Here is an 11,921-nt window from a genome sequence, read left to right as displayed (position 1 = left end):
CCAGCGCGGCCACCCCTACCGCACGCTGACGCTCGCCCAGCCTTTTATCTCGATCCGACTCAGGCACAGCGCCAGAATCATCAACCCGGCGGCCACGCCAAAAGTGCTGTGCAAACCTCCGCCGATCACCGCTGCAGACGCCTGTGTCGGATCACCTGTCGCCACGGCAAACACCGCCCCCATCGCCGCTGCTCCCGTGATCAACCCAAGATTGCGCGACAGCCCCAGCAGCGCCGACACCACCCCGCGCTGATCCTGACTGACACCGGCCATCAGCCCGGTGTTATTGCCCGCCTGAAACAACGCATAACTGGCCGTGACCCAGGCAATCGGCAGCACATACCCGAACAGCCCGAATCGCATTGGCAACAGCGCCAGCAATCCACAACCGCCGACCATCCCCAACAAGCCACCGCGCATCGTCCGTTGTGCGCCGAAGCGATCCACCAGCCGCCCCGCCGGCACGCCGCCGAATGCGGCCACCAAAGGCCCGACCGACAACGCCAGCCCCACCACCCCGGCACTCAGGCCAAGCCCCCGGCTCAGGTAAAACGGCCCGACCACCAGCGTGGTCATCATCACCGTCGCCACCAGCGCACTCATCGCCAGGCTGGCACTCAACCGAGGCTCGGCGAACAGCGACAAACGAATCAACGGCGCCGTCACGCTGCGCTCGATGTAGATGAACAGCCCGCCGCCACACACGCTGACCAGCAGCAATGCCAGGGTGAACGCGGAACTCTCCCTGGACGTCATCGCCAGCGCATAAGCCACCAGCGTCACGGCCAGAACCAGCGTCCCCACATGATCGAAACGCACCCGCGCGCCACGGGTTTGATCCATCGGCAGATAGCGATAAACCAGCCACCCGTTGAGCAAACCCAGCGGCACGTTGATCAGGAAAATCCACTGCCAGCCGACCTGCGCGATCAACACGCCGCCCAGCGATGGCCCAAGCGTAGTTCCGATCGCCGACATCGTTCCGAGCAACCCCATGGCACTGCCAGTGCGCTCCTTCGGCACCGCGCCGCCGACCAGCGCCATGGTCAACGCCAGCATGATCGCAGCGCCCAGGCCCTGCACCGCCCGCGCAGCGATCAGCCACGGCAACTCGCTGGCCACTGCACAGGCCAACGAAGCGACGGTAAAAATGCCGATGCCGATCAGCAGCAATCGCCGACGCCCGAGCAAATCGCCGAGACGGCCGACGCTGACGATCAACGTCGTTACCGCCAGCAGATAGGCCAGGACGATCCATTGCACTGGCTGGAACGAGGCATCGAATGCGGCGGCCAGAGTCGGCAGGCCGGCGTTGGCGATGCTGGTGTCGAGGGACGGCATCAGCATCGACAGGCACAGGCCGGTCAGCGCCCAACGGGCGTTTCTGGTCAAGGAAGGTTGTTGCGTCATGGGTTTTCGCTCCCGAGAGGTCATGAGCACCAGCCTAAATCTCGACAGCACATGGCGGAAGACGCATGCTTTGCACTTCATAGCTGCACGGAACGCCATGTCATGAGCACGCCGGACCTGAACCTGCTGATTACCCTCGATGTGCTGCTGCGCGAAGGCAGCGTCGCCCGTGCCGCCGAACAACTGCACCTGAGCCCGTCGGCCATGAGTCGCGCCCTCGCCCGACTGCGTGAAACCACTGGCGACCCGTTGCTGGTGCGCGCCGGTCGTGGACTGGTGCCGACGCCTCGGGCGCTGGAGTTGCGCGAGCGGGTCAGCCTGCTGGTGCAGGAAGCCGAAGCGCTGCTGCGCCCGGCGCGGGTGCTCGATCCTGCTCAGTTGCAACGCACGTTTACGCTGCGCAGCAGCGATGGTTTCGTCGAGACATTTGCCGCTGCCCTGCTCGCGCGTATTGCCCGGCAAGCGCCCGGCGTACGTCTGCGCTTTCTGCAGAAAACCGACAAGGACAGCACGCTGCTGCGCGACGGTCGGGTCGATCTGGAAACCGGGGTGATCGTGGACAGCACCGATGACTCGCTGCACAGCCGCATCCTGTTCCGCGACCGTTTTGTCGGGGTGGTGCGCGAGGGGCATCCGTTGAGTTCGGGCAAGGTCAGCACCCGGCGATTCATCGCCGGCGAACATGTGCTGGTGTCACGTCATGGCGCTGCCAGCGGCCCGGTGGATCAGGCGCTGCAAGGCTTGGGGCTGAGCCGCAACATCGTCACCACGGTCGGCGGTTTTTCCGCTGCGCTGGCCTTGGTGCGTGACTCGGATCTGATCGCCTGCGTGCCGGACCGGCATACCGAAAAGCTGCGCGCGGGTCTGCACAGCTTCGAACTGCCGCTGGTGGTGCCGGACATCACCGTGTCGATGCTCTGGCACCCGCGCATGGACGCCGATCCGGCGCACCATTGGCTGCGCGACTGTGTGCGGGAGACTTGCGCCTAGCGCGCATCGCCACCGGCGGGTTTGTAGAACAGGAACTTTCCGGTTTCGGCGGTCTTGGTGTATTCCCTGGCCCAACTCGGATGCACATTGCGGTCGTGGAAGTACAACGCGCCGTGGGTGCGATCGGTGAGCTGGCGGTTCAGCGCCTTGCCGGCGATTTCCTTGGCGAGCGCGTATTCGGCGTCCTCCTTGACTTGATCCGAGCGGCCATCGCACCACCAGGAAAACTGGCAGCTCTTGGTTTCCGAGCCTTGCTTGACCACCGCACACACGGTATCCGGAAAACCTTCATGACCGAGGCGGTTCATCACCACATTGGCGACCGCCTCCATTTCCGCGTTGTCCTTGCCCTTGGCTTCCCAATAGATGCTGCGCGCCAGGCAGGTGAGCGGATCGTCCAGCGGCGCGGCGCCGGCCGGGTCGACCGCTTGCGCTTCGGTCGGGGTGATGGCTTCGGATTTGGGCGCCGGTGCCGCGCTGACTTTATCGGCAGCCTTTTCCTCCAGCACCTGGGCCTTCTGTTCAGCCTTTTCCTTGATCGGGGCCTGCTCGGTGGCCATCACGGCCATGCCCGGCAGGGTTAACGCGAGACATAAAAGCAACCCGTTGAATCCCATGATCGATACGTCCGGCAGCGCCCGTACGGGCAAGGTGTTAAAGCGGTGAAACGCCCGGTTTCCGGGGGTTTCGCAGAGTGTAGACGGCAAACTCGAGGGTAAAGTTGCGCAGAAAATATCGCAGGGTGAAGAAAAAGACATTGCACCCACCGGGGCCATTTCGAGCATCATGGGCGCACTCAGCCCAAGGGAGATTTCCATGCGCTTCATGCCATCCGTTTCGCGAATTGCCGCGCTGTCCGCAGGCCTGGCGTTTGCCGCCTCGGCCATGGCCACCGACGAGTCGCAACTGGTCGAGTCGATCAACAGCTATCGCAGCCAGCCCCAGCGTTGCGGCACCCAGGCGTCGAACGAACTGCCGCCGCTGTCGGCCGATCCACGGCTGATTCTGCCCGCCAGCGGCGTGGTCGATCTGCAACAGGCCATGGCTCGCGCCAGTTACCCGATGGTCAATGTGCAGGCGATCAGCCTCAACGGACCTCGCGATGCAGCGTCGGCGATGAAGGCGATTCAGGAGAGTTTCTGTCAGGTGGTGCTGGACCCGCAGTTCGTCGATATCGCTGTCAGCCGCGCCGATCGCGACTGGCGCATCACCCTCGCCCGGCCGCTGCTCAGCGCACGCCTAGGCGATGCGCAGAGCGAAGGCCAGAAGTTGCTGGAACAACTCAACGCCGCCCGCAGCCAGCCGCGCCAGTGTGGCGGTCAGGCATTCGCCGCCGCTGCGCCGCTGGCGTGGAATGCGACCCTGGGCACAGTCGCTCAGGACCATAGCCGCGACATGGCCAACAAAAACTACTTCGACCACAAGGACCGCGACGGCCGCACCCCGGGCGACCGCGCCGAACTGGCTGGCTACAGCGGCCAGCAAGTCGGCGAAAACATCGCCGCCGGGCAAGACACCCCACGCAAAGTCGTCGATGGCTGGCTCGCCAGCCCCGGCCACTGCGCCAACCTGATGAACCCGCAATACCGCGAGCTCGGCGCCGCCTACGCCACCGACCCGAAAAGCGATGCGGGCATCTACTGGACCGCGATGTTCGGCGCCGAATAATCTGCCCACCGTCCTCTACCGTTCAGGCAGGGGACGGTGGAGGGGTCATCGATCCCGTCAATCGATCATTCACTATTAGTGATTGGACGCTCTGCGCGGTTGTGCCTAATCTGCGCCGTTTTCCCTGCGAGACTGCCATGCCAGAGCGCGTCCTGATCGATGGTTACAACCGCCGCGTCGACTATCTGCGCATGTCGGTCACCGACCGCTGCGACTTCCGCTGTGTGTACTGCATGGCCGAAGACATGCAGTTTCTGCCACGTCAGCAAGTGCTGACCCTGGAAGAAATCTATCAACTGGCCCAGGGTTTCGTGGCGCTGGGCACCCGCAAGATTCGCCTCACCGGCGGCGAGCCGCTGATTCGTCCCGGCGTGGTCAAACTGTGCGAGCAGATCGCCGCCCTGCCCGGCCTGCGCGAGCTGTGCCTGACCACCAACGGTTCGCAGCTCGGCAAACTGGCCGCGCCGCTGTTCGAGGCCGGGGTCAAGCGCCTCAATGTCAGCCTCGACAGCCTCGATCCCGCCCGCTTCAAACAGATGACCCGCACCGGCGACCTGGCGCAGGTGATCAACGGCATCGATGCCGCGCGCAAGGCCGGTTTCACCCGCACCAAGCTCAACTGCGTGGTGATGCAGGGGCGCAACGATCAGGAGATCAACGATCTGGTGCGCTTCGCCATCGACCGTGAACTGGACATCTCTTTCATCGAGGAAATGCCCCTGGGCATCATTCATGAACACAGCCGCGCCGAGTCGTTTTTCTCCAGCGCCCAGGTGCGCGAGCGGATCGCCGAACGCTACACCCTGATCGACTCCGCCGAATCGACCCAAGGCCCGTCGCGCTACTGGCGCCTGGCCGAGGCGCCGCATATCCGCCTGGGCTTCATCTCACCCCACAGCCACAATTTCTGCGACACCTGCAACCGAGTGCGGCTGACCGTGGAGGGTCGCCTGCTACTGTGTCTGGGTAACGAACACTCGGTGGATCTCAAAGCGGTGCTGCGCGCCCATCCGGGGCAGCCGCAGCGGCTGGAGAAAGCGATTGTCGAGGCGATGAAACTCAAACCCTATCGCCACCATTTCGAAGTGAACGACGACGTTCAGGTCGTGCGCTTCATGAACATGACCGGCGGCTGAACCGCCACCTCCCTGCGTAACCGGGATCGCACAGCATGATCATCAGACCCAAGGTCAACCAATTCGCCATCCTCTTTACCCTCAAAGGTTCGATCGCCAAGCGCATCGCGCTGCGCGCATTGATGGTCACGCTGCTGGCGGCAGGTATCGTGCTGGTGGAAATCCTCCATCCGAGCAGTTTCACCAAGGTCAGCGCCACACCGTTCACCCTGCTCGGGCTGTCGCTGTCGATCTTCATGAGTTTTCGCAACAACGCCTGTTACGACCGCTGGTACGAAGCCCGTAAGGCGTGGGGCGAAGTGATCGTGCATACCCGCTCGGTAATGCGCGAGACCCAAGTTATCCGCGAATCAGTCCACCGCCGGCCGTTGTTGCTCAACCTTTGCGGTTTCGCCCACTCCCTGAATGCGCGATTGCGCCGCGAAAGCGAGGCGGTGGCCAGCGCTGCGTGGATCACACCGAAACTTGATGCAGAAGTGCCGGACTACAGCGGGCGCATCTTGCATCAGATCGGCGAGCAATGCGGCGACCTGCAGCAGAGCGGCGAACTCAGCGAATGGCGCTACATGCTGCTGGCCAATCACCTGACCAGCCTGACCCAGGCGCAAGCGGTGTGTGACCGCATCAAGAACACCCCGCTGCCCTTCCCCTACACCTTGCTGCTGCACCGCACGATCTACCTGTTCTGCATCCTGCTGCCGTTCGCCATGGCCGAACCGCTGGGTTGGCTGACACCGCTGTTCACTGCCATCGTCAGCTACACCTTCTTCGGCCTGGACGCCATCGCCGACGAACTGGAAGACCCCTTCGGCCGCGACGAAAACGATCTGCCCACCGACGCACTGGTGCGCACCATCGAGCGCGACATTCTGTTTGAGCTCGGCGAAACCGAACTGCCTCCCGTGTTGATGCCGATGGACTACGTGCTGAGCTGAATCCACACGCTGCAAAACTTTCTGGGGGCAACCGAGTCCCCGGCGTGGTTCTGGGTGGTTGTTGATTGCAATACAAACCTGATGAGATAGAGGCCCCTGACACGACTCAACCCAGGAGTGCCCTTGAGCACAACGCCGCAGGATCTCCCCCGCCCCGAACCCGTCACCCTGCGTCAGGCCTGGCGCTTCTGGCTGAAGCTCGGCTGCATCGGTTTCGGCGGTCCGGCCGGGCAGATCGCGATCATGCATCAGGAGCTGGTGGAGCGGCGGCGCTGGATCTCCGAGCGGCGTTTTCTCCACGCCCTCAATTACTGCATGCTGCTGCCCGGTCCCGAGGCTCAGCAATTGGCGACCTACATTGGCTGGCTGCTGCACCGTACCTGGGGCGGGGTGCTGGCCGGTGCGCTGTTTGTCCTGCCGTCGCTGTTTATCCTGATTGGCCTGTCGTGGGTGTACATCGCGTTCGGTGACGTACCCGCCGTGGCCGGAGTGTTTTACGGAATCAAACCGGCAGTGACGGCGATTGTCCTGCACGCCGCTCACCGCATCGGCTCGCGGGCGCTGAAAAACGCCTGGCTATGGGCAATCGCCGGGGCCGCGTTCGTGGCGATTTTCGCGTTCAACGTGCCATTTCCGCTGATCGTGCTGGGCGCGGCGCTGATCGGCTACCTGGGTGGGCGCCTGACACCGGAAAGATTCAACAACGGCGGCCAGCGCGGCAGCGAAAAATCCTTCGGCCCGGCGCTGATCGACGACGACACACCGACACCCGAACACGCACGCTTTCATCTGCCAAAGCTGCTGCGCCTGGCAGTGATCGGCGCGCTGCTGTGGTGCCTGCCGATGGCCCTGCTGACAGCACTCTTCGGCTGGGACGGCACGTTCACGCAGATGGGCTGGTTCTTCACCAAAGCGGCGCTGCTTACCTTCGGCGGTGCCTACGCGGTGTTGCCCTACGTGTATCAAGGCGCGGTCGGGCATTACGGCTGGCTGACGCCGACCCAGATGATCGACGGCCTCGCGCTCGGTGAAACCACGCCGGGGCCGCTGATCATGGTGGTGGCGTTTGTCGGCTTCGTCGGCGGTTATGTGCAGCCGGCGTTCGGCCCCGAGCATGCGTTCGTCGCCGGTGCATTGGCGGCGACGCTGGTGACGTGGTTCACCTTCCTGCCCTCGTTCCTGTTCATCCTCGCCGGCGGGCCGCTGGTGGAGTCGACCCACAACGAACTGAAGTTCACCGCCCCGCTGACCGCGATTACGGCAGCGGTGGTCGGGGTGATTCTGAACCTGGCGTGCTTCTTCGCTTACCACGTGTTCTGGCCGAACGGTTTTGCCGCGTCACCGGATGTTTTTTCGCTGCTGCTCGCGGCGGCGGCCACGCTCGGTCTGTTTATTTTCAAGCGTGGCGTGATCGAGGTGTTGACCGTTTGCGCCCTCGTCGGGCTGGGGTTCCATCTGTTGCGCTGAGCCTGCGGCCGTGCCTCCCGGTCGCGAATCAGCCGTTTACTTCTCCGGGGATTCCCCCTTACTATCCAGCCACCCCGGCATGGCGGGACACTCCCGCCGCCGACGTTTTCCGCCAACGGAAACACGCGTCATGAGCACGTCACCACAACAACCAGAATCGTTGAACGTCTCTGCTGCATGCGCCCTCCCTCGCAGGAGCCGCGCATGAATCGCATCGTCAATCTCCCCATGGCCCTGCGCCGTTCCAAGCTGCGTCACTCCGCACGTCCGCCGGATACCGCCCTGCCCGTCTGATCGCGCCGGTTGACCACGCGACAGTCCCCCTCTTTTCGATATCCCTGCCAGGACGCCCGGGTCTTTTGCCCGTTGCTGCGTCCGGCCCGAATCTGCGCGCCCGTGCGGCGCACTCGTGAGTGATTGACATGAAATTCGCAGCCCTTGAAGACGCCCGTAACTTTCTCGATCAGAACCCCGACATCGACATGATCGAGCTGTTCATCCTCGACGCTAACGGCGTGCCGCGCGGCAAGCTGTTGCACCGTGAAGAACTGCTCGCCGTGTATGAAAGCGGCCGTCCATTGCCCAGCACCATCCTCGGCCTGACGGTGCATGGCGAGGACGTGGAAAATTCCGGCCTGGTGTGGGACGTCGGCGATATCGACTGCCGCGCCTATCCCCTGGAAGGCAGTCTGGTGCGCCTGCCGTGGCGGCAGATTCCCACCGCCGCCGTGCAGGTGAGCATGCACCCGGAGCAAGGTCTGCCGGCCAGCATCGCCGATCCGCGACACCTGCTGATCAAGGTGATCGAGCGCTTGAAAGCCGAGGGTTATCACCCGGTCATGGCCTGCGAGCTGGAGTTCTATCTGCTCGACGCCAAACGCGATCATAACGGCCGTCCGCAACCGGCGCTGGACGCCGACGGCGGACGACCGCGACACACTCAGGTCTACGGTTTGCGGGAGCTCGAGCAGATCGAGCCCTTCCTCGCCGACCTCTACAGCGCCTGCAAACTGCACGGCATTCCGGCGCGCACGGCGATCTCCGAATACGCGCCGGGCCAGGTGGAAATCACCCTCGAACACGGCGATGCGCTGGAGGCGATGGATCAGGCGGTACGCTACAAGCGGCTGGTCAAGGCGGTGGCCCACAAGCACGGCATGCAGGCGACATTCATGGCCAAGCCCTTCGATGATCTGGCGGGCACCGGCATGCACATGCACGTCAGCCTCGCCGATGACGAGGGGCGCAATCTGTTCGCTGCCGAAGACCCGGCCGGCACCCCGCTGCTGCGCACAGCGATTGGCGGCATGCTCGCGTCCCTGCTCGACTCGCTGCTGCTGTTCTGCCCGAACGCCAACTCCTACCGCCGCTTCCAGGCCAACAGCTACGCCCCGCTGGCACCGACCTGGGGTGTCGACAACCGCACCGTGAGCCTGCGCGTACCGGGCGGCCCGGCCAACACCCGCCACATCGAACACCGCATCTGCGGCGCCGACGCCAACCCGTATCTGGCAGCGGCCGCGATCCTCGCCGGCATTCATCGCGGCATCAAGGACAACCTCGACCCGGGCGAACCGGTAGAGGGCAATGGGTATGCGCAAGCGACGGAGCTGCTGCCGACCGACTGGCTGACCTCGCTCAATGCGTTGCACCACTCGGCATGGGCGCGGGATGCGTTGGGGCAGGAATTTCTCGGGGTTTATCTGGCAGTGAAACGCGCGGAATACCGCCAGTTCATGGCCGAGGTGGGCGAGCAGGATTGGCGCTGGTATCTGACGGAGGCCTGATTTCCGCTGCCCCACACAACTCCCATAAAGGGAGTTGTGTCCGCCCTCGAGCCTGAATTTATCTGGACACTCACATGACCCAACGCACGCATTCCTATTACACCGCCACCCTTAACCAGGACACCAACTACCCCTCGCTGCAAGGCCGACACAAGGTTGACGTGGTCATCATCGGCGGCGGCTTCACCGGCGTCGCCACCGCTGTCGAACTGGCCGAAAAAGGCCTGAAAGTCGCCATCGTCGAAAGCCACAAGATCGGCTGGGGCGCCACCGGGCGCAATGGCGGACAGGTCACCGGCAGCCTGTCCGGCGACGGCGCGATGCGCAAACAGATGCGCCGCAAACTCGGCGATGAGGTCGACGACCTCATCTGGCATCTGCGCTGGCGCGGGCACGAAATCATCCAGCAGCGAGTCGAGAAGTACGCCATCCAGTGCGACCTCAAACACGGCCATCTGCACGCGGCGTACAAGCCGAGTCACATGGACGGTTTGCGCAGCGACTATGAGGAAGCCGTGCGGCGCGGCATGGGCGACGAAGTCAGCCTGCTTGACCGCAGCCAGGTGCGCGATCTGCTGCAAAGCGACCTCTATCACGGCGCAATCAAGAACACCCGCAACATGCACCTGCACCCGCTCAATCTGTGCATCGGCGAAGCACGGGCGGCGGAAGGTCTGGGGGCGTTGATTTTCGAAAACAGTGAAGTGCTGGAGATCATCCACGGCGACACACCGGGTGTCAGAACCGCCCAGGGCCAGATCGACGCCAGGCAAGTGCTGCTGGCCGGCGATGTCTACCACAAGCTCGAACCCGGCCAGCTCAAGGGCAAGATCTTCCCGGCCATGGGCGGCATCGTCACCACCGCGCCGCTGGGAGATCTGGCGAAGCAGATCAACCCCCAAGACCTGGCGGTGTACGACTGCCGTTTCGTCCTCGATTACTACCGCCTCACCGCCGACGGGCGTTTGCTGTTTGGCGGCGGCGCCAACTACAGCGGCAAGGACTCACGGGACATCGCCGGCGAACTGCGGCCCTGCATCGAGCAAACCTTCCCGGCGCTCAAGGGTGTGCCGATCGATTACCAGTGGAGTTGCGCCATGGGCATCGTGATCAACCGCATCCCGCAACTGGGCAAGCTCTCGGATAACGTCTGGTATTGCCAGGGCTACTCCGGGCACGGCATCGCCACCACGCACATCATGGGTGAAATCATGGGCCGGGCGATCACCGGGCAAATGGAGCAGTTCGATACGTTTGCGCAGTGTCAGCACATTCGCGTGCCGATGGGCGATCTGCTGGGCAATCCGATGCTGGCGGCCGGGATGTGGTACTACCAGATGCTGGAGCGGTTGCGCTGATTCGGGTGTCTGAGCGAGGCCGGATTTTGCGGTGAATGGACCGGCCTCTTCGCGGGCAAGCCCGGCTCCCACAACGTCCGGGTCCTGATACCCCGGAAAATGTGGGCGCCGGGCTTGCCCGCGAAAACGCCGTCAGACCCGCCACAAGACTTCAGTCTGGCAACTGCTCCACCTCAATCCCCAACCGCCGGTAATCCTCGACACTGCCCGATGCCAGGTGCCGCTCGGTGATCAGGGTGTGCAGTCGCTCACACGGGGCCACCACAAACGGCTCCACCGCGCCGAGCTTGTCCGCCGTGGTCACGGCAATCACCCGCGCCGCGCTGGCGAGCAAGGCCTGCTTCACCGGCACCTCATCGAAATGCAGCGAGGTGATGCCCACGTCCGGGTGAATCGCGCAGACCCCGGTAAACGCCAGATCGGCCTTGATCCCGGCAATCAGCCGCAACGCCTCATGCCCGCCGGCCGACAGGGTTTTCGGGTTCAACTGCCCGCCGGCCAGGATCACCTTCACCCCGGCGTACGCCGCCAAGGCAATCGCCGTCATCGGTGCCGCCGTCACCGCCGTGATACTGATGTCCGGGCGCAACGCCCGCGCCACCTGCAACGTGGTCGAGCCAGAATCGAACAACACGATCTGCCCGTCCTCGACCTTCTGCGCCGCCAACTGCGCCAGCCGCACCTTGACCTCATCCGTCTCGTCCAGACGCGTGAAGTAATCCTTGCCGGTGTCCTTCGGTCGCGGCAGCGCCCCGCCATGCACCCGCTGCACCAGGCCTGCGCTGTCCAGTTCGGCGAGGTCGCGGCGAATGGTGTCCTCGGACACCGCAAAGTGCTGGCTCAGCTCGGAAGCCATGACCTTGCCGTCACGTTCGAGGATCAGGAGGATTTTCTGGCGGCGCAGGGACGGGAGTTCGTTGGCGGAATGGTCGTGCATGGTCATGCCTGTTTGTGCTTGTAGTTGCAGGTTTTGCGAGCCTAGCGAAAGCCTCGGCCAAACACAAACCGGCTGCCATCAATTGTTTCGATCTTTGGAATCACCAAGGCAAATTTTTCCTTTGCTTTCAGCCTGTTCAAAATGGCCCCACTCCAAATGGCTCAGGATGCCCGCCGTGAACCTCAATTTCGCCTTCGCCTGCATGATCGTCGTGTCCTTCGCAATTGCCCTCG

At 63.6% G+C, this 11,921-nt stretch carries 10 protein-coding genes; 7 read left to right on the top strand and 3 right to left on the bottom strand.

Annotated elements, in window-relative coordinates; all coding sequences use genetic code 11:
- Window positions 1–15 precede the first annotated feature (15 nt).
- Window positions 16–1,410 carry an MFS transporter gene (locus KVQ74_RS22470; protein ID WP_217833568.1) on the bottom strand — a complete coding sequence of 465 codons (1,395 nt, stop codon included), beginning with the start codon at window positions 1,408–1,410 and terminating at the stop codon, window positions 16–18.
- A 102-nt stretch (window positions 1,411–1,512) separates the two neighbouring features.
- On the opposite strand from KVQ74_RS22470, the gene KVQ74_RS22465 reads away from it, so the two are divergent.
- Complete coding sequence (locus KVQ74_RS22465) at window positions 1,513–2,400, top strand: LysR family transcriptional regulator (protein ID WP_217833567.1); 888 nt, start codon at window positions 1,513–1,515, stop codon at window positions 2,398–2,400.
- Here KVQ74_RS22465 and KVQ74_RS22460 read toward each other — a convergent pair.
- Window positions 2,397–3,017, bottom strand: coding sequence for a cell wall hydrolase (locus tag KVQ74_RS22460; RefSeq protein WP_217833566.1), 621 nt, complete (start codon window positions 3,015–3,017; stop codon window positions 2,397–2,399). The two genes, KVQ74_RS22465 and KVQ74_RS22460, sit on opposite strands and share 4 nt — an antisense overlap.
- Window positions 3,018–3,216: 199 nt before the next feature.
- Between KVQ74_RS22460 and KVQ74_RS22455 the strand changes: the two genes are divergently transcribed.
- The 6 genes from KVQ74_RS22455 to KVQ74_RS22430 all read left to right on the top strand — a co-directional run bounded on the left by KVQ74_RS22455 (window position 3,217) and on the right by KVQ74_RS22430 (window position 10,751).
- Window positions 3,217–4,068: a CAP domain-containing protein gene (locus tag KVQ74_RS22455; protein ID WP_217833565.1), complete on the top strand. Its 852-nt coding sequence runs from the start codon at window positions 3,217–3,219 to the stop codon at window positions 4,066–4,068.
- A 137-nt stretch (window positions 4,069–4,205) separates the two neighbouring features.
- On the top strand, window positions 4,206–5,204 hold the full coding sequence (moaA, locus tag KVQ74_RS22450; protein ID WP_217833564.1) for a GTP 3',8-cyclase MoaA: 999 nt from the start codon (window positions 4,206–4,208) through the stop codon (window positions 5,202–5,204).
- Between the two features lie 35 nt (window positions 5,205–5,239).
- The gene (locus KVQ74_RS22445; protein WP_217833563.1) at window positions 5,240–6,139 is read left to right on the top strand and encodes a bestrophin family protein; all 900 of its coding nucleotides are present in this window, start codon (window positions 5,240–5,242) and stop codon (window positions 6,137–6,139) included.
- Between the two features lie 123 nt (window positions 6,140–6,262).
- Window positions 6,263–7,606 carry a chromate efflux transporter gene (gene chrA, locus KVQ74_RS22440; protein ID WP_217833562.1) on the top strand — a complete coding sequence of 448 codons (1,344 nt, stop codon included), beginning with the start codon at window positions 6,263–6,265 and terminating at the stop codon, window positions 7,604–7,606.
- Window positions 7,607–8,028: 422 nt separating this feature from the next.
- Window positions 8,029–9,393 carry a glutamine synthetase family protein gene (locus KVQ74_RS22435; RefSeq protein ID WP_217833561.1) on the top strand — a complete coding sequence of 455 codons (1,365 nt, stop codon included), beginning with the start codon at window positions 8,029–8,031 and terminating at the stop codon, window positions 9,391–9,393.
- A gap of 74 nt (window positions 9,394–9,467) precedes the next feature.
- Window positions 9,468–10,751: an NAD(P)/FAD-dependent oxidoreductase gene (locus KVQ74_RS22430; protein WP_217833560.1), complete on the top strand. Its 1,284-nt coding sequence runs from the start codon at window positions 9,468–9,470 to the stop codon at window positions 10,749–10,751.
- Window positions 10,752–10,902: 151 nt separating this feature from the next.
- Here KVQ74_RS22430 and KVQ74_RS22425 read toward each other — a convergent pair whose 3' ends face one another.
- A complete protein-coding gene (locus KVQ74_RS22425; protein ID WP_217833559.1) occupies window positions 10,903–11,688 on the bottom strand; it encodes a DeoR/GlpR family DNA-binding transcription regulator in 786 nt (261 codons plus the stop codon).
- Between the last annotated feature and the right edge of the window lie 233 nt (window positions 11,689–11,921).

Source organism: Pseudomonas botevensis (assembly GCF_019145475.1).
Lineage (GTDB): Bacteria > Pseudomonadota > Gammaproteobacteria > Pseudomonadales > Pseudomonadaceae > Aquipseudomonas > Aquipseudomonas botevensis.
The sequence above is the reverse complement of the archived record's forward strand: the minus strand, read 5'-3'. Positions and strand labels throughout refer to the sequence as shown.

What these genes read in the sequence shown, in the direction of transcription:
- KVQ74_RS22470 (WP_217833568.1), bottom strand. Translation starts at nt 1,410, where the DNA reads ATGACGCAACAACCTTCCTTGACCAGAAACGCCCGTTGGGCGCTGACC.
- KVQ74_RS22465 (WP_217833567.1), top strand. Translation starts at nt 1,513, where the DNA reads ATGAGCACGCCGGACCTGAACCTGCTGATTACCCTCGATGTGCTGCTG.
- KVQ74_RS22460 (WP_217833566.1), bottom strand. Translation starts at nt 3,017, where the DNA reads ATGGGATTCAACGGGTTGCTTTTATGTCTCGCGTTAACCCTGCCGGGC.
- KVQ74_RS22455 (WP_217833565.1), top strand. Translation starts at nt 3,217, where the DNA reads ATGCGCTTCATGCCATCCGTTTCGCGAATTGCCGCGCTGTCCGCAGGC.
- moaA (WP_217833564.1), top strand. Translation starts at nt 4,206, where the DNA reads ATGCCAGAGCGCGTCCTGATCGATGGTTACAACCGCCGCGTCGACTAT.
- KVQ74_RS22445 (WP_217833563.1), top strand. Translation starts at nt 5,240, where the DNA reads ATGATCATCAGACCCAAGGTCAACCAATTCGCCATCCTCTTTACCCTC.
- KVQ74_RS22435 (WP_217833561.1), top strand. Translation starts at nt 8,029, where the DNA reads ATGAAATTCGCAGCCCTTGAAGACGCCCGTAACTTTCTCGATCAGAAC.
- KVQ74_RS22430 (WP_217833560.1), top strand. Translation starts at nt 9,468, where the DNA reads ATGACCCAACGCACGCATTCCTATTACACCGCCACCCTTAACCAGGAC.
- KVQ74_RS22425 (WP_217833559.1), bottom strand. Translation starts at nt 11,688, where the DNA reads ATGCACGACCATTCCGCCAACGAACTCCCGTCCCTGCGCCGCCAGAAA.